The organism is Desulfitobacterium hafniense DCB-2, assembly GCF_000021925.1.
GTDB lineage: Bacteria > Bacillota > Desulfitobacteriia > Desulfitobacteriales > Desulfitobacteriaceae > Desulfitobacterium > Desulfitobacterium hafniense.
Window position 1 is genome coordinate 661,476 of record NC_011830.1, and the last position, 23,233, is coordinate 684,708.

The 23,233-nt window shown below is 51.1% G+C and carries 19 protein-coding genes; 16 read left to right on the plus strand and 3 right to left on the minus strand.

Annotation, left to right across the window (positions count from 1 at the left end):
* The first annotated feature begins 185 nt into the window (after window positions 1-185).
* Window positions 186-1,616: a sigma-54 interaction domain-containing protein gene (locus DHAF_RS03070; RefSeq protein WP_005808293.1), complete on the plus strand. Its 1,431-nt coding sequence runs from the start codon at window positions 186-188 to the stop codon at window positions 1,614-1,616.
* Between the two features lie 145 nt (window positions 1,617-1,761).
* On the opposite strand, the gene DHAF_RS03075 is transcribed toward DHAF_RS03070, so the two are convergent.
* Window positions 1,762-2,376, minus strand: coding sequence for a TetR/AcrR family transcriptional regulator (locus DHAF_RS03075; RefSeq protein WP_015942874.1), 615 nt, complete (start codon window positions 2,374-2,376; stop codon window positions 1,762-1,764).
* 140 nt (window positions 2,377-2,516) lie between these two features.
* On the opposite strand from DHAF_RS03075, the gene DHAF_RS03080 reads away from it, so the two are divergent.
* The 10 genes from DHAF_RS03080 to DHAF_RS03125 all read left to right on the plus strand — a co-directional run bounded on the left by DHAF_RS03080 (window position 2,517) and on the right by DHAF_RS03125 (window position 13,549).
* Window positions 2,517-3,404, plus strand: a complete 888-nt coding sequence (locus DHAF_RS03080) for a DegV family protein (RefSeq protein ID WP_015942875.1) — start codon at window positions 2,517-2,519, stop codon at window positions 3,402-3,404.
* On the plus strand, window positions 3,397-4,050 hold the full coding sequence (locus DHAF_RS03085) for a hypothetical protein (RefSeq protein ID WP_015942876.1): 654 nt from the start codon (window positions 3,397-3,399) through the stop codon (window positions 4,048-4,050). The genes DHAF_RS03080 and DHAF_RS03085 overlap by 8 nt, the downstream gene beginning before the upstream one ends.
* A 411-nt stretch (window positions 4,051-4,461) precedes the next feature.
* The gene (locus tag DHAF_RS03090) at window positions 4,462-5,205 is read left to right on the plus strand and encodes an SDR family oxidoreductase (protein WP_015942877.1); all 744 of its coding nucleotides are present in this window, start codon (window positions 4,462-4,464) and stop codon (window positions 5,203-5,205) included.
* Between the two features lie 54 nt (window positions 5,206-5,259).
* A complete protein-coding gene (locus DHAF_RS03095) occupies window positions 5,260-6,438 on the plus strand; it encodes an acetyl-CoA C-acetyltransferase (RefSeq protein WP_015942878.1) in 1,179 nt (392 codons plus the stop codon).
* Window positions 6,439-6,498: 60 nt separating this feature from the next.
* Window positions 6,499-8,019, plus strand: coding sequence for a carboxylesterase/lipase family protein (locus DHAF_RS03100; RefSeq protein WP_015942879.1), 1,521 nt, complete (start codon window positions 6,499-6,501; stop codon window positions 8,017-8,019).
* An 84-nt stretch (window positions 8,020-8,103) separates the two neighbouring features.
* Window positions 8,104-9,687: an ABC transporter substrate-binding protein gene (locus tag DHAF_RS03105; protein ID WP_015942880.1), complete on the plus strand. Its 1,584-nt coding sequence runs from the start codon at window positions 8,104-8,106 to the stop codon at window positions 9,685-9,687.
* Between the two features lie 65 nt (window positions 9,688-9,752).
* Window positions 9,753-10,697: an ABC transporter permease gene (locus DHAF_RS03110; protein WP_005813354.1), complete on the plus strand. Its 945-nt coding sequence runs from the start codon at window positions 9,753-9,755 to the stop codon at window positions 10,695-10,697.
* Window positions 10,698-10,710: 13 nt separating this feature from the next.
* The gene (locus tag DHAF_RS03115; RefSeq protein ID WP_015942881.1) at window positions 10,711-11,553 is read left to right on the plus strand and encodes an ABC transporter permease; all 843 of its coding nucleotides are present in this window, start codon (window positions 10,711-10,713) and stop codon (window positions 11,551-11,553) included.
* 15 nt (window positions 11,554-11,568) lie between these two features.
* Entirely contained in the window at window positions 11,569-12,606 is a 1,038-nt protein-coding gene (locus DHAF_RS03120) for an ABC transporter ATP-binding protein (RefSeq protein ID WP_015942882.1), read from the plus strand.
* Window positions 12,566-13,549 (plus strand): ABC transporter ATP-binding protein, encoded by a 984-nt coding sequence (locus tag DHAF_RS03125; RefSeq protein ID WP_015942883.1) that lies wholly within the window; start codon window positions 12,566-12,568, stop codon window positions 13,547-13,549. The genes DHAF_RS03120 and DHAF_RS03125 overlap by 41 nt, the downstream gene beginning before the upstream one ends.
* A 128-nt stretch (window positions 13,550-13,677) precedes the next feature.
* Here DHAF_RS03125 and DHAF_RS03130 read toward each other — a convergent pair whose 3' ends face one another.
* A complete protein-coding gene (locus DHAF_RS03130; RefSeq protein WP_015942884.1) occupies window positions 13,678-14,586 on the minus strand; it encodes a LysR family transcriptional regulator in 909 nt (302 codons plus the stop codon).
* Window positions 14,587-14,790: 204 nt separating this feature from the next.
* On the opposite strand from DHAF_RS03130, the gene DHAF_RS03135 reads away from it, so the two are divergent.
* From DHAF_RS03135 to DHAF_RS03145, 3 genes are read left to right on the plus strand one after another with little or no spacing between them, the layout of a single operon-like run.
* Entirely contained in the window at window positions 14,791-16,845 is a 2,055-nt protein-coding gene (locus tag DHAF_RS03135; RefSeq protein WP_015942885.1) for an alkaline phosphatase family protein, read from the plus strand.
* A gap of 60 nt (window positions 16,846-16,905) precedes the next feature.
* A complete protein-coding gene (locus DHAF_RS03140) occupies window positions 16,906-18,873 on the plus strand; it encodes a TRAP transporter permease (RefSeq protein ID WP_041271912.1) in 1,968 nt (655 codons plus the stop codon).
* Window positions 18,874-18,906: 33 nt separating this feature from the next.
* A complete protein-coding gene (locus tag DHAF_RS03145; RefSeq protein WP_015942887.1) occupies window positions 18,907-19,920 on the plus strand; it encodes a TAXI family TRAP transporter solute-binding subunit in 1,014 nt (337 codons plus the stop codon).
* Window positions 19,921-20,022: 102 nt separating this feature from the next.
* On the opposite strand, the gene DHAF_RS03150 is transcribed toward DHAF_RS03145, so the two are convergent.
* Window positions 20,023-20,928 (minus strand): LysR family transcriptional regulator, encoded by a 906-nt coding sequence (locus DHAF_RS03150; protein ID WP_015942888.1) that lies wholly within the window; start codon window positions 20,926-20,928, stop codon window positions 20,023-20,025.
* Between the two features lie 312 nt (window positions 20,929-21,240).
* Here DHAF_RS03150 and DHAF_RS03155 point away from each other — a divergent pair, with 312 nt between their 5' ends.
* Window positions 21,241-21,705 (plus strand): tripartite tricarboxylate transporter TctB family protein, encoded by a 465-nt coding sequence (locus DHAF_RS03155; RefSeq protein ID WP_015942889.1) that lies wholly within the window; start codon window positions 21,241-21,243, stop codon window positions 21,703-21,705.
* A 13-nt stretch (window positions 21,706-21,718) separates the two neighbouring features.
* Window positions 21,719-23,227: a tripartite tricarboxylate transporter permease gene (locus tag DHAF_RS03160; RefSeq protein WP_015942890.1), complete on the plus strand. Its 1,509-nt coding sequence runs from the start codon at window positions 21,719-21,721 to the stop codon at window positions 23,225-23,227.
* Window positions 23,228-23,233: the final 6 nt, after the last annotated feature.

Genomic DNA, 23,233 nt, shown 5'->3' on the forward strand with positions numbered 1-23,233 from the left:
GCAACGCGAAATGTGGTTATTTTGCGACATGTGTAATAAATACGACGGATTGAGCCGGAGAGTATTGTTCAAAAAATTATAATCACTTATAATTGATTTATAGTGATCCAGCTGGCGGGCCAGATCGACAGCGACTGTTCTCACCAAAGAATCATGAGAATTAATATAAAAAGGGTGAATGATCAATGATTGAGCCGAGTACCATGCCCAGCAATTCCTATTCCCTTGAAGAAGTCATGGATAATTCTTATGATTCCATTTTTGTTACCGATGCTGTGGGGAATATCCTAATGGCCAACCCTACGGCCGAACGGCTGCTGAACCTGACGATTACCCAAATGGTCGGTAGAAATATCCGGGAGCTTGTTGAACAAGGGCATTGGGATAAATCCATAGCCCTGGAAGCCATTGAAAAAAGAACCACCGTGACCGGAATGATCAAAACCAGGGACGGGATCAATCTGATGTGCACCAGCCGGCCCTTATTCGATAGCCAAGGCAATATCACCATGGTCATCAGCAACAGCCGGGACCGGGATACCCTGGTGAAACTGGCCCAGACTTTGGATAAAGAGCGGGAACTTGTGCAGCGCTATAAAGAGGAGGTCCAGTACCTCAGGGAGCAAGGGGTTAAGGACCGGCATCTGGTCGCCGAGAGTACCGCCATGAAGAATCTGCTGCTGGAAGCCAACTGGGTAGGACCCACCGAGTCTTCGGTCCTGTTGTACGGCGAATCCGGTACGGGCAAGGAAATACTGGCCAAATATATCTACAGTATCAGCCGCCGGGCCAAGGAAGCCTTTATCACCGTGAATTGTTCAGCCATTCCCGAAAACCTGATTGAAGCAGAGTTGTTTGGTTATGAAAAAGGCTCCTTTACCGGCGCCGATGCCAAAGGAAAACCCGGCTTATTTGAACTGGCCGATCGGGGAACCATCTTCCTGGATGAGATCGGGGAGATGCCCCTTGTCCTGCAGGCCAAATTATTGCGGGTTCTGGAGAACGGCGAGGTGAGAAGACTGGGGGGCATCCATTCCCGCAAAGTGGACTTTCGCCTGATCTGTGCCACCAACCGTGATTTAAAGAAGATGGTTGAGCATAAAACCTTCCGGGAAGATCTTTTTTACCGCATCAATGTGGTGCCTCTGCAGCTGGCGCCCCTGCGGGACCGCCCGGAGGATATTATGGCCATCAGCGATGTCTTATTGAAGGAACTCAATAAAAAATATGGATACGACAAGGTGTTTTCAACGGAAACCCTCAAGGGGTTTCTGAACTACAGCTGGCCCGGAAACGTCCGCGAATTGCGCAATTTAATTGAGCGCCTGGCGATTACGACCAGGGGCCGGGTCATCGATTACCAGGTTGAAGAAATGCCCTATCCGCCGGACAATCGTGCCGCGGGCTCCCATCAGGAGGAGAACGGGACCTTGCGCATTCAGGTCAAGGCCAAAGCCCCTCTCAAAAAGGTCATGAGTCAAGTGGAGCAGGAGTATATTAAGAATACTTTGCAGGACTGCCAGGGGTGCGTCAGTGAAGCCGCACGGATCTTGGGTATCGACCGCTCAGCCATCTACCGCAAGGTTCAGGTCGTCCAGCTGAGGGATCAGGATTGAGCATTGAACATCGAAGAACAAGAAGAGAGGACCGTGTGAAAATCTTAATTTTCTCACGGCCCTTTATCATTAAGGGGGGCTATGCCAGGTAGTTGAAAACACTGGTTTTTTCAGCCCTGCTGCCTCATTTTCCTTTGCGCAGATTCTACCCTTCTTTTTCCGGGTCATTATCCCGCATTTCCGTTACGATATTGGCTTCCAGTATTCCGGTCAATACTTTCTTTGCGTCTTTTCGCACCATATTGATTGTGCTTCCTTCGGTCTGCGCTTCGATGATGAACGCCCATAGGCTGTTGCAGATAAAGCCGCTTACCTGCTTGATGGAGTATTTCGGCTTAATGACTTTGTCTCTGTGAATGATTACCAGCTCAACATTCCGTACGATGTAGCTGTAAAACATGTAGTATAAATAGGGGTTTTTGTCAATGGTGGTGTAAGTCAGCAGCGACATATTCTCGTTATAGAGATTGAAAATACAATCCAGCAGATTGCAGAAGGTCTGTATGGTATCATTAGCGGGGTTGTTTTCCTTTTGACTGTTTCGGTAGTCTCTGGTAGCGCTTTCCAGCATTTCAGCGAACATTTCGTCAACCAGAGCGAATTTGTCATTATAGTGGGCATAAAAGGTAATACGGCTGATGTCGGATCTTTTGCACAGCTCTGTAACCGTGATCTGTTCAAAGGGTTTTTCGGTAAGAATTTCGATTAAAGTCTGCTTAATATATCGTTTTGTTTTTCGGATACGCTTATCTTCAGCCATTGGTTATACACTCCGCCGTTTTTGTATAGATAACTAACGAATACCAGATTGTGTAAATTGTATCATTCCTTTATAAATGCTATGATCTTAACATCTGTTAAGTTATCTGTCAAACTGTAAGATATATCTGGAGGTAGCCTATGCAAGACTATATATTAAGCTGCTGCTCAACCGCAGATTTGAGCGCTGAGCATTTTTCAGAAAAGAATATTCATTACGTTTGCTTTCATTTTTCACTGGATGGGGAGCAATATTTGGATGATCTGGGACACTCGATCCCTTTTGATAATTTTTACAGCGCCATGGCAAGCGGGGCTGCAACGATGACCTCTCAGGTAAATACGGACGAATTTGTTGCCTACTTCACGCCTTTTCTCGAAAAAGGGCGGGATATTCTCCATGTCTGCCTCTCATCAGGACTGACGGGAGTTATCAATTCGGCACATACTGCCAAGGATATTTTACAGGAGCGCTTTCCACAGCGCAGGATATATATCGTGGATTCACTGGGAGCATCTTCCGGCTACGGTCTGATCATGGATACACTGGCTGAAAAAAAGGCTGCGGGGATGGATCTGGATAGCCTATATACCTGGTTAGAAGCTCATAAACTGGAAATGCACCATTGGTTCTTTTCCACCACGCTGGAATACTACATTAAGGGCGGCCGTATTTCAAAAACAGCGGGCTTCTTCGGTACCTTGCTTGGCGTCTGCCCTTTGCTTAATATGGATAATAACGGCAAGCTGATACCCCGGAAAAAAGTGCGCGGCAAAAAACGCGTCATCACAGAGATTGTGGATCGAATGGCGGAACACGCCCAGGGCGGGCTGTCATACGGTGGCAAGTGTTATATTTCAAATGCCGGATGTTATGAAGACGCCCGTGCCGTCGCCGACCTTGTGGAAGGACGCTTCAAAAACCTTAACGGTTCTGTGGAAATCAATCATGTAGGCACGACGATCGGCAGCCACACTGGTCCAGGTACGGTAGCGCTGTTCTTCTGGGGGGATAGCCGCAATGACTAGACGAGAGAAAGCCGCTCAGGCTGTCCGCGTCATCACTGTGCCGCCGGTTATGGTTCTGGCCTTGCTGCTTTTTCTGTTCTTTCAGCACAAGGGCGTTTTTACCAGTGCAGGGGAGCTGTTGCTGTCCGTTTTTTTCCTCTCGGTCATACCGCTGCTGGCCTATCCGTTTTCCCGTCTTTTTCCCCGCTGCAAAGCCAAGGGGAGAGACGGGCAGCGAAACTTGGCATTCATACTCAGCCTGATCGGCTATGCCGGCGCAGTGCTGTGGGGTATGATTGCGGGAGTGAGCGGAGAACTGCTCTTTATTTTTCTGGTTTATCTCGCTTCGGTATTGATTCTAACCTTTTTTAACCGGGTGATCGGGGTAAGGGCAAGTGGTCACGCCTCCAGCATTACGGGGCCGCTGTTGCTGACGGTATACTTTATCGGCGGCAAGACCATTATTCCCTGTGTGCTGCTGCTTGGAGCCATCCTGTGGTCTTCGCTCACGTTGAAACGCCATACGTTAAGGGAACTGCTTCTGGGAGCGTTCTCAGCGATGCTTGCATTTTTCCTGTGTCTGATCGTGATTTGTTTCCGGCATAGTATGGGGGCTGTGTCAAAACTTGTTGATAGCCTCTTGGCATCCCCGCTTTTGCTTGTATAATCATTAAAAAAGGCGTCCTGCCTCCACTATTATAGTGAAGGGAGGACGTCTTTGGTTATTTGCACCCACTTCGGTTTTTCGGAGGTGAGTTTTGACACAGCCCTTGTTTTGTCGTACCCAGAATCATGCCGAACCGAACCGACGGCCCCCCGAATGCGCAGCAAGCGCTCTTAAGTGGTCGTAATAATAAGACATATTGCAATTACGCTACGCAGAATATTGCAGATTTACCACACACCAGGGCCTGCACTCTGGAGTCGTATTCTGAAAATTCCTAAAAAGGCCTGCCAAATCAAAGCTGAAAACCTCCGCATGATCTGGCATGCTTTTTGCTTGTATAAACATAGTGACTCGAAAGTTGTTGGGGAGGAATCTCCAAGACAAAAAGCAGGAAGAGGAAGGTGTTTATTTATGGCAAAATTTGCGGGCAGAGTTGCTGTGATTACCGGCGGAGCCAAAGGGATCGGGGAAGCGATTGTCAGAAAGTTTTATGGGGAGGAAGCAAAGGTTGCGGTGCTTGATGTGGATGCTGCCGGCGCCCGGCAATTGGCTCTGGAGCTGGATCCCAGCGGCGAAAAGGTGATCGGTCTGGGCTGCAATGTGGTCAGCCGTGAGGGTGTGAAGGCTGCTTTTGCAGAGATTATGGCCAAGTTTGGGACGGTGGATATCCTTGTCAATAATGCCGGAATTACCCGGGATGCCATCTTTCATAAAATGACGGAGCAGCAATGGGATGATGTGATGGCCGTCAACGGCAAAGGTTTGTTTAACTGCACCCAGGAAGCCTGGCTGATTATGAGAGAGAAAAAGTACGGCAAGATTTGCAATTTGTCCTCCACCAATTCCAGCGGCGAAGCCGGGCAGGCCAATTATTCCTTCACCAAAGCGGGCACCATTGCCTTTACCAAGAGTCTGGCCAGAGAAGGGGGAAGATACAACATCAACGTCAACTGCGTGCGCCCGGGGGTGATCGACACGGAGATGATGCGGGCCGTGCCGGAGCAGGCTTTGGAAGATTACATCAACAAGACCGCCTTTAAACGGATGGGGCAGCCCTCGGAAGTGGCGGACGTCATCGCTTATTTGTGCAGTGAAGAGTCTTCCTTCGTTACCGGCGAGGAAATTCTGGTGGCCGGCGGCTATATCTACAGATAAGAGGTCAGCCCGGCAGGGCCGGGGTGAAGACATGAACAGCGGGGAGGGCTAAATTTGCAGGATGTCGTCATCGTCAGTGCGGTTCGTACCCCCATCGCCTCCTTCGGAGGCGCTTTGCAGGGGTATGGGGCCGTTAATTTGGGAGCATTGGTTATTCGGGAAGCGGTGCAGAGAGCAGGTATTCAGGGGAAGCAAGTGGATGAAGTCATTATGGGCAATGTGCTGCAAGCCGGACTGGGGCAGAATCCTGCCCGCCAGGCGGCCTTGAAAGCAGGGCTGCCTGTGGAAACGACAGCCCAGACCATCAATGTGGTTTGCGGTTCAGGACTTAAAGCGGTCATTGCCGCGGCCCAGGCCATTAGGGCCGGGGATGCCGAGATCGTAGCGGCAGGCGGGATGGAAAGCATGTCGGATGCGGCCTTTCTCCTGGACCAGGCCAGATGGGGCCAGCGCATGGGCCATGGCACCCTTGTGGACAGCATGATCAAGGATGGCCTGTGGTGTGCTTTCAATGAGTATCATATGGGGATTACGGCGGAAAATGTCGCCGAAAAATATGGCATCAGCCGCAGGGAGCAGGATGAGTTTGCGGCCTGGAGCCAGGCTAAGGCCGTGGCGGCGATGGAAAAAGGCCGCTTTAAAGAGGAGATTGTCCCGGTGGCGATCCCCCAAAGAAAAGGGGAACCGGTTATTTTCGACAGGGATGAATATCCCCGGGCCGGCACAACGGTGGAAACCTTAGCCAAGTTAAAACCGGCCTTTAAAAAAGACGGCACGGTAACCGCCGGCAATGCTTCCGGTATCAATGATGCCGCCGCGGCCTGTGTGCTGATGAGTAAAGAAAAAGCCGCTGCCCTGGGGATTCCTTATCTGGCGGCCATTAAAGGCTACGGCATGGCAGGGGTGGACCCGGCGATTATGGGTGTCGGGCCGGTCAATGCCGTGAAAAAGGCTTTGCAGAAAGCAGGCATTGCCCTGGATGAGCTTGATCTGATCGAAGCCAATGAAGCCTTTGCCGCACAGGCTTTAGCTGTCACCAAAGAATTGGGCTTCCCCGGGGAGAAGGTGAACGTCAATGGCGGGGCTATTGCTCTGGGGCATCCCATCGGCGCCAGCGGCACCCGTATTCTCGTCACCTTAGTGCACGAAATGAAAAAACGCCGGGATAAGCTGGGCCTGGCCACCCTTTGCATCGGCGGCGGGCAGGGCATCGCCCTTGTTGTCGAGGGCTGATGCCGGGAAAGATCCCCATCATGCCATGTCTCCGGCACGGAGAAAGGGAGGATGCTTAATATGTCAGCGACCCTAGTAGAAACCCGCTTTGGTCTGGTGGAAGGGATTAGGGAAGGCGGGGTCAGCATTTGGAAAGGGATACCTTATGCGGCCCCGCCCCTTCACTCTCTCCGCTTCCGTCCGCCCCGGGAACCGGGGGCCTGGGCAGGGGTGAGGGAAGCCAAAGAGTTTGGTCCGGCGGCACTCCAGGGGGAGAGCCCCTCCATGAAGTTTTTGGGTGACTCGCCGCTGCATAAAAGGGAGGATTGCTTATATCTCAACATCTGGTCCCCAGGCGCCGATCGGAAAAGACGGCCTGTGCTGGTTTGGATACATGGGGGTTCCTTTATGTATGGCTCCGGTTCAAGCCATTTGTATAACGGGAAATCCTTCGCCGAACAAGGGGATGTGGTGGTGGTCACCCTCAATTATCGCCTGGGTGTGTTTGGATTTCTCCATTTAAGCGATATAGGGGGTGAAGCCTACCGGGGGTCAGGAAATTGCGGACTTCTGGATCAAGTGGCCGCCTTAACATGGGTCAGGGAAAATATTGAAGCCTTTGGCGGTGATCCCCATAATGTGACGATTTTCGGTGAATCGGCGGGAGCTGTCAGTGTGGGCAATCTGTTGGCCATGCCCCTGGCCCGGGGGCTTTTTCACAAAGCCATCCTGCAGAGCGGGACGGCCCGCTGTAAAGTAACCCTGGAAGCAGCGGTGAAAATGACGGAACAGCTCCTTGCTCAGCTCCAGATTGATCGGCAAAATTTATCCGAATTGGCAGACCTTCCTGCAGAAAAGATTATCGAGGCCAGCGGGATTTTGCCGCGCCGGGCCTTTGGTCCGGTCGGCGACGGCATTGTTATCGCCGAACATCCGGAAAAAGTGCTGTATGCAGGGTTGGCCAAGGATATTCCGGTATTGGTGGGTACCAACGCCCATGAAAACAAGCTGTTTACATATTTCGATCCGGCGTGGAAAGACATGGATGAAAGTGAAATCAAGGTTTTTTTGGAACGGACATTTGGCTCAAGCTGGGCGGCTGGTTCCCACAGTGCTGCCCAGGCGGACGCCTTGAATCAAGCCTTGAGCAAAGCATTGAACCAGGCCTCGAATCAGGCAGGCTATGAAGATGCGATGACTCATTATGTCTTTACCTATCCGGCTATTTATTTCAGTGAAGGCCAGGCAAAGCATGGTGCGCCTGTCTGGATGTATCGGTTTGACTATGCAAGCAAGGCCTTAGGAGGAGAGGCCAAGGCTTTTCATGGCCTGGAGATTCCTTTTGTCTGGAATACCTTGCTTGCTCAGGAAACGGAAGAGCTGACAGGAAAAGATCCCTGCCGCTTCCAACTGGCCGGACTGATGCATCGAGCCTGGATTGCTTTCGCCCGCCATGGCGATCCGAACATACCGGGATTGCCTGATTGGCCCCCCTACGATGAGGAAATCCGGGCCACCATGCTTTTCAATACTCATAATGAGGTCGTCAATGACCCTGACGGCCGCCAACGCTTGAGCTGGGAACACGTCTTTAAAAATTAAACGAAGGAGGAATGCCTGCTGCAACCATGAATTGGGAACAAGTCTTTGCCAATATATCTTTGCAAATATAAAGGAGGAAAGGCAATGTCAAAACTAAAAAGAAGAAGTCTCACGATGGTAACGCTTTTCGTTGTTTTGATGATGGTCATCTCAGGATGCGGTTCGCAATCAGGTTCAACCAAGACACCGGATACCCCCCCAACTGCCAATCCAGCCGGTGAATCACCGGGCACCCCCCAGCATGGCGGCTCATTAACGGTGGCCTATGTGGCGGATGTGACCAACTTTGACCCCATCAAAGGGACCACAGGCAATGACCATGCCTTATTATGGCCCCTCTATGATACCTTGGTTAAATTCAGCCCGGATATGAAGCCGGAACCGGGCCTGGCCGAATCCTGGGAATTCCCGGATAACACGACAATCCTTCTCCATCTGCGGGAGGGTGTAAAGTTTTCCGACGGGTCGCCCTTCAATGCCGAGGCTGTCAAATTTAATATCGATCGCGTCAATTCCACGGATTCACAAATCAGTGATTTAAAGAATATCCAAAGTGTGGAAGTCGTTGACGATAAAACGGTGAAGCTGCAGTTGTCCCAGCCTGATTCATCCATCATCCTGGCTTTATCGGATCGGGGCGGCATGATGGTTTCCCCGACGGCAGTGAAGACCCATGGGGCAGATTATTCCCTCCATCCCGTGGGCGCCGGTCCCTTCATCGTCACCAATCATATTCCCAATGGCGAGATTGGCTATGAAGCCAACCGGGATTACTGGCAAAAGGGCCTGCCCTATCTGGATAAACTGACGGTCAAAGTGATTCCTGATGCCAATTCCCAGATCAATGCCCTGAAAACCGGTCAGGTTGATTTCCTGCCCAATGTTCAGCCCCAGATGGTTGCCACCTTAAAAGCTGATGCGAATATTGTCTTAAGTCCTACCAACACCCTGGCTTTGAATATGATTTATCTCCGCACGGATGCCCCGCCCTTTAACGATAAAGCGGCCAGATTGGCTGTATTATATGGCATTAATCGTCAGCAATTGATCGATGCGATTAACTTCGGCCAGGGGACAGTGGCTGTTCAGCCCTTCCCTAAAGATTACTGGGCCCATGACGACAGCATCAACATACCCTATGACCCGGAAAAATCCAAACAGCTGCTGAAAGATGCCGGTCTCAGCAATGTTTCCTTCACCTTAACCACCTATCCCATTGAATGGTGGACCAGGCTGGCCAATGGGATTAAAGGGCAGCTGGAAGAGGTGGGAATCAACGTTACGATTAAAACCCTGGAACCCAACGCAGCCGTGCAGAGTTTTCTCGGCGACAAAGAAACCAATGCCCTCACCGGCAACTGGTCCGGGCGGCCTGATCCGCAGATGACCATTGCCAGCCTTTACGGGAAAGACAGCTATTATAATCCGGGCAAAGCCACGACTTCGGAGCTTGAGTCACTGATCAAAGAGGCTGCGGCCACCACCGATCAGAATCAACGGGCCGGGCTGTATAAGAAAATAGTCAACACTTCCGTCGTGGAAAATGCCTTCTCCATCCCCACCTTCTCCCAACCCATGACAGCCGCGATGAGCAAGAAGATCCAAGGCTTTGAGCCGAATCTGCTAGGAAAGGCGATCTTCTCATCCCTTTGGGTGGAGCAAAAATAATCTGTAGTTGAAATAGTGAAGTGGGATTTCGATCCTGCTTCACTCCATTTTAAAGGAGGGGAATCATGTTTCTGAAATTCATGCTGCGGCGCTTCCTTTACGTCATCCCCATGCTGTTCATTACCACCCTCGTCGTCTTTTCTCTAATCCTGCTCATCCCGGGTGATCCGGTCCTGGCCATTCTCGGTGAAAATGCCACCTATGAGAAAGTGGCGGAACTGCGCCAGCAATTAGGACTGGATCAACCGGTGATTATGCAATATATTCATTGGTTGAATAACGCGGTTCATGGGGATTTGGGGAGATCCCTCTTTACCGGACAACTGGTCGGACACGCCATCCAGCAGCACCTTGCCATTACGATTCAGCTGGTTGCCGTGGGCATGACCTTTGCCATTGCCGGCGGGATGTTTTTTGCCATTACCTCCATTTACTTTCCCAAGAGCTGGATGGACTATGCCGCCCGCTTTTTAGGCACCTTGGGCACGGCGGTACCCAATTTTTTATGTGCTATGATCCTGATTATTATTTTCAGCTTAAACCTGAATTGGCTGCCGGCCACCGGCTTTATCAGCATTACCGACGGCGCGGGCTCCTTTTTAAAGCATATCCTGCTGCCCGGCTTTTCCCTGAGCTTAGCCGGGATAGCCGTCATCACCCGGCAATTGCGCTCCTCCTTGATGGAAACCATGGATGCGGAGTATATACGCACGGCCTATGCCAAAGGGGCCGGCCGCTACCGGGCGATTTTCAAGCACGGCCTGCAAAACGCCATGCTGCCCGTGGTCACCACCATCGGTCTTTTAATGGGCACCATGCTGGGTGCCACGGTGGTTGTGGAAAACATTTTTGCCATTCCGGGCATGGGCCAGCTGGTAATCAATGCCATTGGCCAGCGGGATTTCACCGTGGTCCAGGGTGTCGTCCTGGTCATGATTGTGATGGTCGTGGTCATTAACTTCCTGACCGATATTGTGTATGCCTTATTGGATCCGCGAATCGAGTATTAGAGGGGAGCTTACTATGAGTTTTAAAACGATTTTTAAACGCTTGATGGCGGAAAGACTCGCTTTTGCCAGCTTTATTTTCCTGGTTATGCTCGTCATCGTCGCCCTGCTTGCTCCTCATATTCAACCTTATGACCCCTTCAAGCAAGATTTAACCAAAGTCATGCAGCTCCCCAGTGCCGAGCACTGGCTGGGTACGGACGGGCTGGGCTGTGATGTTTTGAGCAAAATGCTCATGGGCTCCCAGACGGCCATTAAGTCGGCCCTGTTTGCCATTATGATTCCCCTCCTGGTCGGGGTGCCTTTGGGGGTCTTAAGCGGTTACTTCGGCGGTGTGATCGATGATGTTTTCATGCGCATCGTCGATGCCATCATCGCCATTCCCGCCCTCATCCTCGCTTTAGGCATTACCAGCGCCCTGGGCGTCAACCTCTGGAACGCCATGATGGCCATCGGGATTGTCTTTACCCCGAAATTCGCCAGACTGGCCAGAGGGCAGACCCTGCAGGTCCGGCTGGAGCCCTATGTGGAGGCGGCGAAGATCTCCGGGGCAGGCTTTGTCTGGATTATGTTCAGGCACATTCTGCCCAATATTTCCCCGCCCATCGTTGTCCAGGCCTCCTTCAATCTCAGTATGGCCATCCTTACGGAAACCACCCTCAGCTTTCTGGGCATGGGCGCTCAGCCTCCCGATGTCAGCTGGGGGAACCTGATCCAGCAAGGCTACAGTCTGATTTACATTAATCCCTGGATGATCGTTTATCCCGGGATTGCCATCATGCTGACCATCCTGGCCGGCAACTTCCTCGGCGATGGTCTGAGGGTAGCCCTTGATCCCAAACAACAAAGGATATTCTAAAAAGGGGGGAGATACTTGAAGACAGAAACACCCTTGCTGGAAGTCAATCACTTAAAAACCTACATCCCCACGTCCAAAGGTGAGATCAAGCCTGTGGATGACGTTTCCTTCACCATTGCCAAAGGTGAGATTGTCGCCTTAGTCGGTGAATCAGGAAGCGGGAAAAGTGTTTCTTCCCTTTCCATCATGAGATTGAATGCCGGCGCCATCAAATACCGTCCGGACAGTTCCATCCTCTTTGCCGGCCGGGACTTATTGAAACTAAAGGAAAAAGAATTAAGAAAGATCCGCGGCAACGACATCGCCATGATCTTCCAGGACCCCATGTCCGCCCTCAACCCGGTCCATCCCATTGGCAGGCAAATTGCCGAAGCGATTCTGCTTCACAAAAAAGTCAGCCCTAAAGAAGCGCAAAAAACCGCCCTGGAGCTGCTCAATAAAGTCGGTATTCCCGATGCCCAAAGGCGTCTCAAGGATTACCCCCACCAATTATCCGGCGGGATGAGGCAAAGAGCCATGATCGCCATCGCCCTGGCCTGCAATCCGAAACTGCTGATCGCTGACGAACCGACCACAGCCCTGGACGTGACCATTCAGTCCCAGATCTTAAATCTGTTAAGAGATTTGCAGAAGGAATTTGGGATTTCTATCCTCCTGATTACTCATGACCTCGGTGTTGTAGCGGAAACCGCCGACCGGGTGCTGGTCATGTATTGCGGAAAGATTGTGGAAGAAGGTAATGTGGAAGACATTTTCGCCCATCCTCAGCATCCCTATACCAAGGGGCTGATGGTCAGTATTCCCTCATTGTCCGGACCCTCCAAGGAAACCCTGGACGCCATTCCGGGGGTGGTGCCCAATCCCCTGGAACTGCCCCCAGGCTGTAATTTCGTGACCCGCTGTGGGTCGGCCATGGTGAAATGTCACGAGGCTGCTCCTGAATTGGAGCAGCACCCTTCAGGGAACCGGGTTTCCTGCTGGCTCCACACATCAGGGAAGGGGGATGATGAAGATGACAGAGAAGCAACCGCTCTTGTCACTGCAGGGCATTAAAAAACACTTCCCGGTGGGAAGCGGGCTTTTCGGCCAAAAAAGCAATTCCGTGAAAGCTGTGGACGGTGTCAGTCTGGATATTTACCCCGGTCAAACCGTGGGTCTGGTGGGGGAGTCCGGCTGCGGGAAATCAACCATCGGCCGCATGGTGGTGGGGCTTAGCGAGCCCACCGCCGGGGAGATCTATTTTGAAGGGAGAAAGCTTTCCGAGTACAAAAGCAAAAAAGCCATGGGCAAGAACCTGCAGATGATCTTCCAGGATTCCTATTCCTCACTGAATCCCCGCATGACGGTCGCCGATATTATTGCCGAGCCCCTTGTTCTTCATAAAGTGGGGACCCATAAAGAACGGGGGAAAAGAGTGGATGAACTGCTGGAAAGAGTGGGGCTGGCCGCCTATCACGGCAGCAGGTATCCCATTGAATTCTCCGGGGGACAAAGACAAAGAATCGGCATTGCCCGTGCCCTTGCCCTCCAGCCCAAACTGATCGTCTGTGATGAGCCTGTTTCCGCCCTGGACGTATCCATTCAAGCCCAAATCCTCAATCTGCTGAAAGAAATTCAAAAGGATTTGGGACTGTCCTATCTGTTTATCGCCCACGGAATTCAAGTGGTCAAACACATCAGTGATCAAATCGCCGTCATGTATTTAGGCAAAATCGCTGAATTCGCCGGGAAAGAGGAACTGTTCGCCAACCCTCATCATCCCTATACCAAGGCCTTATTAGCCGCCGTACCCTTACCCGATCCCAGGCTGCGGGACAGAGAGCGGATTCTTTTAAAAGGAGATCTCCCCAGCCCGGCCAATCCCCCCGCCGGCTGCCGTTTCCATACACGCTGCCCTGTGGCCATGGAAAAATGTAAAGTGACCGATCCGGCTCTCATCCCAACCTCCCAGGACAGCAGGACAGCCTGCTTACTATACGATATGTCCATTGTCTGAGGGGATGAAGTGACTTGAATTAAGAATACCGCAGCCATAAAGAACCCCGCGCAACCGCGGGGTTCATTTTCGTGGCGCACCAAAGCGCTCCTGCTTTTCGCTTCAATACATTGTACCGGAATAGCGCCTTACTTAGACTCGCTGTAAAATCTGATAAATTGCTGAATCATGGCATTGTCTTTATTTTCCCGGTGAATCAGGATGCCGATCCGGCAGTTGATTTTATCCCGAATCGGGGTTGTCACCAAGCCGTCCAAAACCTTAGGGAAAAACTTCGCTTGCCGGGCAGCGCCTAAGGTGATGTACTGGCCTTTCTGCAAAATATCATAGAAGGTAAATAAGTTGCTGACAGAAAACTTGATGTTGTCCAAACCATACTGGTCAAACAGGTCTTCAAAAGGGGAGGGAGAGAGGCTGGTGGGTTTATAAAGAATCAATTGTTCCTTGCTTAAGGCTTTGAGGGAAATACTCTTAAATCCTTGCCTGGCAAACCGGCTGTCCTTATGGGAGTAGACCACAAATTTGATGTCTCGCATGGGATAGTAGCACAGTTCCTCTGTAATCAACTCATTATACAAATGATCAATCAGCATGATAATTCCCACATAGTCCCTGTTTTTATGGACTTGCTTGATAATTTCCGGCACGCCCATTTCCTGATAACTGATCTTGAGGTTGGGATATTCGCCGGTGAATTTATTGATCACATTGGCATTGCTGTCTCCGGCAATATTGGCCGGACAGAGAATGGTTAACTTTCCCTGCCTGTTTTGATGGGTCTTATCTTCAGCAAAAGCCTGGATCAGCTGGGTTTGCTCAGCCATCACTTTTTGAGACCATTCCAGCACCCGTTTCCCGTGTTCGGTCAAAGTAATGCCCCGGTTGGAGCGTTCAAACAGCGGGGTTGCGAAATGACGTTCCAGAGCTGCCATCATCTTGCTCAGATTGGCTTGGGTCAGGCGGAGATTTTTGCTGGCTTTGTTGATCGACCGGCAGCGGGCCACCTCGATAAAATAGTGCAGGTATTCGATTCGCATATGAAAAACCTCCTACTCTGAAAAGCTCAGCGCCCCTTATATATCCCCATTGTACCAGAAAAAGGGGGACCAGGTTATATCGATTTTAATATAACCAAACCGGTTTTCATAACTTATTCATGGCTACACGCCAACCCCGCCCTATTATATAGTTAACCTGGATGGACAGATACCCTGCCAATCTTAAGTATTAGGAGGTTCAGCATGAAACGAAAAGCATTAACAGACAAAGTCATCGTTCTCGGCGTCGACGGCTTTGACCCCAGACTGGCGAAGAAGTTCATGGACCAGGGAAAAATGCCTGCCTTGAAAGAATTTACCGGAAGAGGGTCGGCCAGAGAGGATTTAGTACTTTTGGGAGCAATGCCTACGGTGACGCCGCCCCTCTGGACAACCCTGGCCACAGGGGCCAATCCCGGCACCCATGGCATCACCTGTTTTTTTGCCTCCGATCCTGTGAATATTGACACAATGTATTACAATCTGGATTCCCGCCAATCCAAAGCCGAGCCTTTATGGAACGTCTTTGCCGAAGAAGCCGGCAAAAAAACCTTAGTCTGGCACTGGCCCGGCTCCTCCTGGCCGCCGACCTCCGACAGCCCCAATCTCCATGTGGTTGACGGCACTCAGCCTTCCGGGATCAATAACGGGATTCCCTTCCTGGATCTCCTCAAAGTGGTCACCGGCTCGGAGAAAATTGCTTCCAGCCAATACCTGCCCAACACCTCTCACGTAGCTCAGGGCCAAGGCTGCATTATTGACAACGCAGCCGAGTTGATGGAAGACGGGGAAGAGGCGGAAACCTCTGTTTTCCGCAAAGTCATTGCCGCCGGGAATCATGCCAAAGGCTTTCAATTCAGTATTACTGAACAAGAGGAGTGCGAAATTGAAGCCCTGGGCAATATGGTCTGCGATACCGTCAAAGCGGCCATCAAACCTGCCGCAGGCTGGGCCCAGGCACCGGCGGAGGCCAAAGAGTTTACCTTCTTTGTCTCCGGCGGCCTGGAACGGCGCCCGGCTTTAATCGTGCCCAACCAACAAGGTGTTTATGACTCGGTTCAGTTCTATAAATCCAAAAAAGAGACGGCCCCCTACCTTACCCTGAAAAAAGGGGAGATCCGGTTCGATGTCAGGGACACGGTCAAAAACGATCAGGGTGAAAACGTCCCCTGCAACCGCAATTATCAGCTGCTGGAACTGGCGGAAGACGGCTCTAAATTCAATCTCATTATCAACAATGCCTCTCAGGTGGGCCGTGATGACTACTTCCACCCCAAAAGCCTGTACCAGGAAGTTGTGGAGAAGATCGGCAATGTGCCGGTAAATTTCCGGGTCAACGGTTCCAATGAGATCCTGGTGCGGGAAACCATGCTCCCCTCCTGGGAAAATTACTGCAATTGGCAGGCAGAGTGTCTGACCTATTTTATGAAGAATAACAAATACGATATGATCTTCTCCCATCTCCATAACCTGGACGGAGTAGGGCATTACTTCTGGCATTACGCCTGCAACCAGGAAGAATGGAAGGATAACAATGAGCTTACTTATCAGCAATACCAGGAAGAAGCCTATTGCCAGACCGACCGTTATCTGAGCAAATTCCTGCCCTTCCTTGATCAGGGCTGGACAGTGATCATCACTTCTGATCATGGGCTGCTTACCCAGGAGTACCACGGGGTGATTCTCGGTGAAATCCACGGTGTGAATGTGCCTGTCATGGCCGAACTAGGGTACACCGTCATGGTTAAAGATGAAAAGGGCAGGGATACCAAAGAAATTGACTGGAGCAAAACCAGAGCCATTGCCATCCGCGGCGATCATATCTATATCAATCTGAAGGGCAGAAATCCCCATGGCATTGTGGAGCCCGCGGACAAGTATGAACTGGAGACTCAGATTATTTCCGATCTCTATAACTACCGTGATCCCCATACCGGCCGCCGGGTTATTTCCGTAGCGGTGCGCAACAAAGACGCCGTCCACTTCGGCATGGGCGGCCCTGAATGCGGGGATATCGTTTATTTCACCGAAGAAGGATTCAATAAGATCCACGCCGATTCCCTTTCCACCCAATGGGGGTATGCCGGTACTTCCGTTTCTCCCCTCTTTGTGGCGGCCGGACCCGGCATCAAGGAAAACTGCGTCACGGAACGGGTGATCAGGCAGGCGGATGTTGCCCCTACCATCGCGGCACTTACCGGGGTCAGAATGCCTGCCCAGTGTGAAGGCGCCCCCATCTATCAAATCATTTCCGAATAAGATCCATGAGTATGAAGGAATCGGGAAAATAGCCTGACCGGAAAGTTCAGCAGTATTCCCATGGGAAGGAGTCAAAGCATGACAAAGGATGAAAAAGACTTGGACTCTATGGACGAGAAAGATCTGGAAGCTTTAGCGGAAGACGGTAAACGCAGACCACTGACCGGCGGCGTGGCTTTGGTTGTGGGCGCCCTGGCCGTGATCTGGACCCTCTACACCATTTACTCAACCATTTTCGGTGTTCTGAATGTGCTGGTTTACCGTGGGATTCACTTGACCTTTGCCCTGGCACTGGGTTTCGTCTTGTTCCCCCCATCCAAAAAGCTGGCCGGCCATAAGATTGCTTATGCAATCGACCTCCTGCTGGCCCTTACCAGTGTAGCCTTAGGTATCTATGTACTGAACAGCGCCGGCAGTTTTGCGGACCGGATCGGCATTCCCAACCGGGCGGATTTTATCTTTGGAGCCATTGCCGTGGTGCTGATCCTGGAATTAACCAGACGGGTCGTCGGAAAATCCATGACCATCGTGGCCGGAGTGTTCCTGGTCTATGCATTATTCGGCAGGCACTTGCCATCCTTTCTCGCCCATCCCGGCGTCGATGTCAAGATGCTCACCAGCACCCTGCTCATTTCCTTAGAGGGCATTTTCGGCGTGGCTTTGGGCGTGTCCGCCAATCTGCTCCTGATCTTTATCGTCGTTGCCCAGTTTCTGGTGGGCACCGGAACCGGCCAGTTTATTATGGATCTCTCCAGCTCCCTGATTGGCTGGGCAAGGGGAGGGCCGGCCAAGATCGCCATCATCAGCAGCGGCTTATTCGGCAGCATATCCGGCAGTGCCGTGGCCAATGTGCTCAGTACCGGGGCGGTCACCATACCCATGATGAAGAAACTGGGCTATAAGCCCCATTTTGCCGGGGCGGTTGAAGCAGCGGCCTCGACGGGAGGACAGATCATGCCCCCGGTCATGGGCGCCGCCGCCTTTGTCATGGCCGAAGTATTGGGAGTACCCTATGCCAAAGTATGTGTTTCCGCCGCTCTGCCCGCTATTCTATATTATGTGGCCTTACTGATCATGGTGGATTTGGAAGCAGCCAGAACCCAATTGCGCGGGATTCCCAAGGAAAACCTGGTTCCTGTAAAAAAGACCCTCAAGGAAGGCTGGTTCTATATCATTCCCTTGGTTATTCTGATTTATCTAATCATGACCGGCAGTTCTCCCCAAAGAGCGGGGGTCATCACCATCGCTGCCAGCATCATCATCAACCTTTTGAACTGGAAAAACCGCTTATCCCTGAAGCAGTATCTCCATATGCTAAAAGAAGGAAGCCTGGGTTGCATATTGATCGCTATGGCCTGTGCTACAGCCGGGATCATTATGGGCTGCGTCAATCTGACGGGGCTTGGGCCCAATTTCTCAGGCATCCTGGTATCTTTAGCTTCAGGCAATCAACTGGCTTTGCTTCTCCTGACCATGGTGGCATCGATCATCCTGGGTATGGCACTGCCCACCTTGATCTGCTACATGATTTTAGCCGTTCTCATCGCCCCGGCCCTGGTCAGCATGGGAGTAGAGCCCATGGCCGCCCATCTTTTCGTCCTGTATTTCGGAGTGATCAGCTTTGTCACGCCCCCGGTGGCCCTGGCCGCCTATGCCGGTGCAGCCATTGCCAATGCCAATGCCATGAAGACGGGCTGGACCGCCGCTAAAATTGCCACATGCATGTTTGTGCTGCCCTTTATGTTCGTTTACAACCCAGAGCTCATCCTGATTCATGGTCTGAGTTGGAGCGTACTGCCCATCATCATTACATCGGTGATTGGCACCACGGCCATTTGTATGGCAATCCAAGGTTATGCATTTACCCCAATCAGACATTGGCCGGTGAGGGTGATCCTGTTTTTGGCGGGGATAAGCCTCATCTACCCGGGAATGTATACCGATCTGCTGGGAATAGCCTGTTTTGCCCTTATAGTCGGTGCAAACTATCGGTTTAAGCAAAAAGACCGGGTTGTCTTAAGTGAATAGCTCAAGGTAAAAAATAGTGTAGGAGGGTCTACCATGAAAAAAATGAATAAGGTAGTGTCTGTTTTGGTGCTGACGGCTATGGTGTTAATGCTCATTTCAGGCTGCGGCAGTAGTGCAGGCAGCAGCGGCGGCAATGACCAGGACAAGCAAAAACCGGCGGCCAACACCCAACTGCGGATCATGTCCACATCCGGCGGCGACAAATACTTTTTGACCACAGGCATCTGTAAAATCAGTGATGATTCCAGCCTGCCGATTAAAGTAGTCCATCAAACGGTGGCCGGTGACGCGGAAGCAGTCCGCAGATTAAAAGCGGAAACCGCAGATATCGGCATGGCCAACGTCTTTGTGGCCTCCATGTTTTACAATGGCACGTACACTTTCGAAAAAGACGGCGCTTTCAAGGAGATGAGAGCCTTATTCGCCGGACCCTCCGCTGTAGCTCAATTTGCCGTCCGGGCAGACTCCCCTGTCAAATCCTTCGAGGATATTAAAAATAAAACCCGCATGGCCACCTTTATGGGCGCATCCCAGGTGTATACCAAATTGATCCTGGATGCCTACGGCAAACAGGAAAACGTGGATTATATCTTTATTTCTTCCAATTATGCGGATATGGCCGACCAGATCAAGGATAAAACGGTGGACGTCATTCAATTCTGGTCAGGAGCTCCCTGTCCCCAGGCGGAAAACATCGAGGCCGATGTGCCGATCCGCTTGTTGCCGGTCAATGACCAAGCGATTGAAAATATTAAAAAGGCCATCGATCCCTCCGCTTATCCCGCCGTGGTGAAAGCAGGAACCTATAAAGGCCAGGCGGAAGATGTGACTGTACCCGCCACCCCCACCTATTTCATAGCCCGGGCCAATACCGATGAAGAGACCATTTATAATTTTACCCAACTTGTGCTGGAGAACCTGGACGAATTAGTGAAAATCCATCCTCTGGCCAAGGAAATCGACATAAATAACCTGACCCAAGGATTGCCCTTCCCTTTGCATCCAGGTGCGGAAAAGTATCTCAAGGAAAAGGGGTATCTTAAATAATTATCTTTAAAACAATGGCAGGGAAAGCATGCTGACAAAGGATTTGCCGGAAGTGCTTCGCAAAAGAAGTGCTTCCGGCAAACTATGTTTGTATCCAAAACCTTATCCATCATTGCTATCCGTAAAGATCCGCATGAAATTGGTAAGAAACAAGGGATAATAATTTCGCTTCTTATAAATAAAGCAGATATCCAGGGAAACCTGGAAGTCGTCCAGGAAGAGTATTTTTATATTGGAGCCTTCATTTAGGCCATAGGTACGGATAAAGGTTTCCGGCACAATGGCAATGCCCAGGTTGGAATCCACCAGTTTAATCGCGGTTTCATAGGTATCTGTGGAATAAATGCCGTCATTTTTGACGGAATCCCCTAAAAAGTTATCGATCTCTTCCCGGTAAATCCCCTGCCGGCGCAAAATGATGCGCTCATTCAAGAGCCGGCTGAAGGAAATCTTATCATACTTTGCCAAAGGGTGTGAACAGGAGACCACCGCCACTGAATTGGCATTGGAGACGACTTTATGCTTAATCCCCGACATTTCCATCAGGGATTTGATCCGGCTGTTGGCGGCGATTAAAGCAACATCCATGGTATCGTTAAGCAGCCGCTCAATAATTTCCGAAGTTCCGCTTTCAATCAGTTCAACACAAATATCGGGATAGATTTTTACAAATTCCGTGAGCTTTTTAGGAACGAGATCAAGTCTTGTAATGGGAATGACACCCAGTCTGATCAGTCCCGAGTTGGGATTCAGTATTTCCGAAATACCGGTTTCCAGCTCTGTCACCGCTTCCAGGATGGCCTGCACTAAAGGCAAAAGCTGCTTGCCTTCCGCAGTTAAAGCGATTTTCCGCCCCTGCTTCTCAAACAAGGGTACCCCGATTTCTTTTTGCAGCTCATTGATTTGCTGGCTTATGGAGGGTTCACTTATAAAAAGCCTGGCTGCCGCCTCGCGCATGGTTCCATATTTAACGACTGAATCGAAATAGCGAAGCTGCCGCATTTCCATCTGATCACCTCCATTTGATTGATAGCTAAAGCTTATCAATCATTCTGAATCGCTAATTATCACTGGGGACTAACTATAGTATAATTCATGTATAGATAATTGGGAATAATCAAATGGAATCTTGTGAATGTAATCCCTTAAGCGAATGAACCGTTTCAGCAATCCAACCGCGGGAAGGTGATATAACTGCAGCTTCAGTTCCAATGGACAGACTCATTTCAAAATGTAGGGGAGGTAGTTTATGAACATACAACATAACAGCAAAACTGCAGCACAATGTCCCCCCACACCTTGCCGGGGGGGTGTAAAGCCATGAAGAATTTGCTGGCAGACCGGATCGCCGGTGGGTTTTTTCTTGTGATCGGCGGGATGGCCATTTATGAGGCGATCCGGCTGTATCCTATGCATATTGGCCGCTCCATCGTCGGTGACGAAACATTTATCGGCTTTCTGGGCGTGGCGCTGCTTATTCTCGGCGGGCTGTTCCTCTTTGTGCTTAAGCCCCAGGGAGATGAACAGGCGGAGTTCCCCACCGGACAGCTGCGCAAAAAGATGCTGTTCGTGATGGGTTTAGTGTTTGCTTATTGGGGGTTATTGCAGGTCATCGGCTACCCGGCCAGTACCTTTATTATCGGCCTGGGCTTATTCCGGACCATCGGTGATTATGGGTGGCTGCGATGTACAGTATTTTCGGCGCTGCTTAGTATTGTCTTTTACGGAATCTTTGTAATGTGGCTGAAGACCCCATTTCCACAGCCGCTCATCACTATTTTTTAACGGGGGTATTTAGATGGAAGCATTACAGATGTTGTTCTCCGGATTTGCCTTGGCTTTGGAACCCTCTAATATACTGATGGCTGCCCTGGGCGCTTTTGTCGGCACCATGGTCGGCGTCCTGCCCGGTTTAGGGCCAACCTCGGCCATTGCCATTCTGCTGCCCCTTACCGCCGTCCTGCCGCCCACCCAGGCGATCATTATGCTGGCAGGAATCTACTATGGAGCCATGTATGGCGGCTCCTCCACGGCGATCCTCTTAAACATTCCCGGGGAAGTGGCGTCCGTGCCCACCTGTCTCGACGGTTATCCCATGGCTCAGCAGGGAAGGGGAGGACCGGCCCTGGGGATCGCGGCCATTGGTTCCTTTATCGCCGGGATCATGGGAATTATAGCCCTGACCTTTTTTGCGCCCCTTTTTGCCGAGCAGGCCCTTAAGTTCGGTCCGCCGGAGTATTTTGCCCTGATGCTGCTGGCGCTGACCATCGTCGTAAGCTTAGGGGGAGCATCCATAGGCAAAGCCTTGGCCATGGGCTTTTTCGGCTACCTGCTCTCCTTGATCGGCTTGGGAACCATGACCAATATGCCGCGGCTGACCTTTGGCTATACCCCCTTATGGGGCGGCCTGGATGTGATCAGCGTCGTCATCGGCCTGTTTGCCATCAGTGAAGTCTTAAACGGGATCGAGGAGAAGAAAATCGCCATCTCCATGGGCAATATCGGCTCGGTTTTTCCAGGTCTTAAGGATTTGAAGCAAAGTATCAAATCCATCTTCCGCGGCGGTGCCCTGGGCTTCTTTATGGGATTATTGCCCGGGTGTTCCCCGGCGGTAACCACCTTTCTGGCCTATGACTTAGAGAAAAAATGTTCAAAAACACCGGAACGGTTCGGCAAGGGGGCCATCGAAGGTGTCGCCGCCCCTGAGTCTGCCAATAACGCCACAAGCTCAGCCGGTTTCATTCCTCTGTTCGCCCTTGGCATTCCAGCCTCCCCGCCCCTGGCGGTTCTTTTGGGGGGACTGATGATTTACGGTCTTACCCCCGGACCCCTGCTCTTCGAGCAGAACGGAGACTTTGTCTGGGCGGTCATCGCCAGTATGTTTATCGGTAATGTGATGTGTCTGGTTCTCAATCTTCCTCTGGTGGGGCTTTGGGCCAGGCTGACCCAAATACCCTATGGCATCCTGGCTCCGATTATTTTACTGATATCCATCGTGGGAGCCTATACTGTCCGCAATGATATGTTCGATGTTCTGGTCGCTCTGATCTTCGGGGTTGTAGGCTACTTTATGAACAAATTCAATTGGCCCGTGGTTCCTTTCATCATCTGTTTTATCCTTGGTCCCATGTTGGAAAGGTCCCTTTTACAGTCCTTTGGCATGGCGTTTGAAAATCCCTTCATTTTCTTTCAACGCCCCATCTCCCTGACCCTCCTTGTTGCCACCGGTATCTTTTTGGTTGTTTCCCTTAAACTCAGGCGGCGGACTCAAAGCCGAATAGACAACTCTGGTTTTGAAGTGAAATAAATAGTA

Bases quoted from the DNA above. Each gene is read 5' to 3' on its own strand.
- DHAF_RS03070 (WP_005808293.1), top strand. From the start codon at position 186: ATGATTGAGCCGAGTACCATGCCCAGCAATTCCTATTCCCTTGAAGAA.
- DHAF_RS03135 (WP_015942885.1), top strand. From the start codon at position 14,791: ATGAAACGAAAAGCATTAACAGACAAAGTCATCGTTCTCGGCGTCGAC.
- DHAF_RS03085 (WP_015942876.1), top strand. From the start codon at position 3,397: ATGACTAGACGAGAGAAAGCCGCTCAGGCTGTCCGCGTCATCACTGTG.
- DHAF_RS03155 (WP_015942889.1), top strand. From the start codon at position 21,241: ATGAAGAATTTGCTGGCAGACCGGATCGCCGGTGGGTTTTTTCTTGTG.
- DHAF_RS03115 (WP_015942881.1), top strand. From the start codon at position 10,711: ATGAGTTTTAAAACGATTTTTAAACGCTTGATGGCGGAAAGACTCGCT.
- DHAF_RS03125 (WP_015942883.1), top strand. From the start codon at position 12,566: ATGACAGAGAAGCAACCGCTCTTGTCACTGCAGGGCATTAAAAAACAC.
- DHAF_RS03075 (WP_015942874.1), bottom strand. From the start codon at position 2,376: ATGGCTGAAGATAAGCGTATCCGAAAAACAAAACGATATATTAAGCAG.
- DHAF_RS03090 (WP_015942877.1), top strand. From the start codon at position 4,462: ATGGCAAAATTTGCGGGCAGAGTTGCTGTGATTACCGGCGGAGCCAAA.
- DHAF_RS03150 (WP_015942888.1), bottom strand. From the start codon at position 20,928: ATGGAAATGCGGCAGCTTCGCTATTTCGATTCAGTCGTTAAATATGGA.
- DHAF_RS03100 (WP_015942879.1), top strand. From the start codon at position 6,499: ATGTCAGCGACCCTAGTAGAAACCCGCTTTGGTCTGGTGGAAGGGATT.
- DHAF_RS03140 (WP_041271912.1), top strand. From the start codon at position 16,906: ATGGGAAGGAGTCAAAGCATGACAAAGGATGAAAAAGACTTGGACTCT.
- DHAF_RS03080 (WP_015942875.1), top strand. From the start codon at position 2,517: ATGCAAGACTATATATTAAGCTGCTGCTCAACCGCAGATTTGAGCGCT.
- DHAF_RS03105 (WP_015942880.1), top strand. From the start codon at position 8,104: ATGTCAAAACTAAAAAGAAGAAGTCTCACGATGGTAACGCTTTTCGTT.
- DHAF_RS03160 (WP_015942890.1), top strand. From the start codon at position 21,719: ATGGAAGCATTACAGATGTTGTTCTCCGGATTTGCCTTGGCTTTGGAA.
- DHAF_RS03130 (WP_015942884.1), bottom strand. From the start codon at position 14,586: ATGCGAATCGAATACCTGCACTATTTTATCGAGGTGGCCCGCTGCCGG.
- DHAF_RS03110 (WP_005813354.1), top strand. From the start codon at position 9,753: ATGTTTCTGAAATTCATGCTGCGGCGCTTCCTTTACGTCATCCCCATG.
- DHAF_RS03145 (WP_015942887.1), top strand. From the start codon at position 18,907: ATGAAAAAAATGAATAAGGTAGTGTCTGTTTTGGTGCTGACGGCTATG.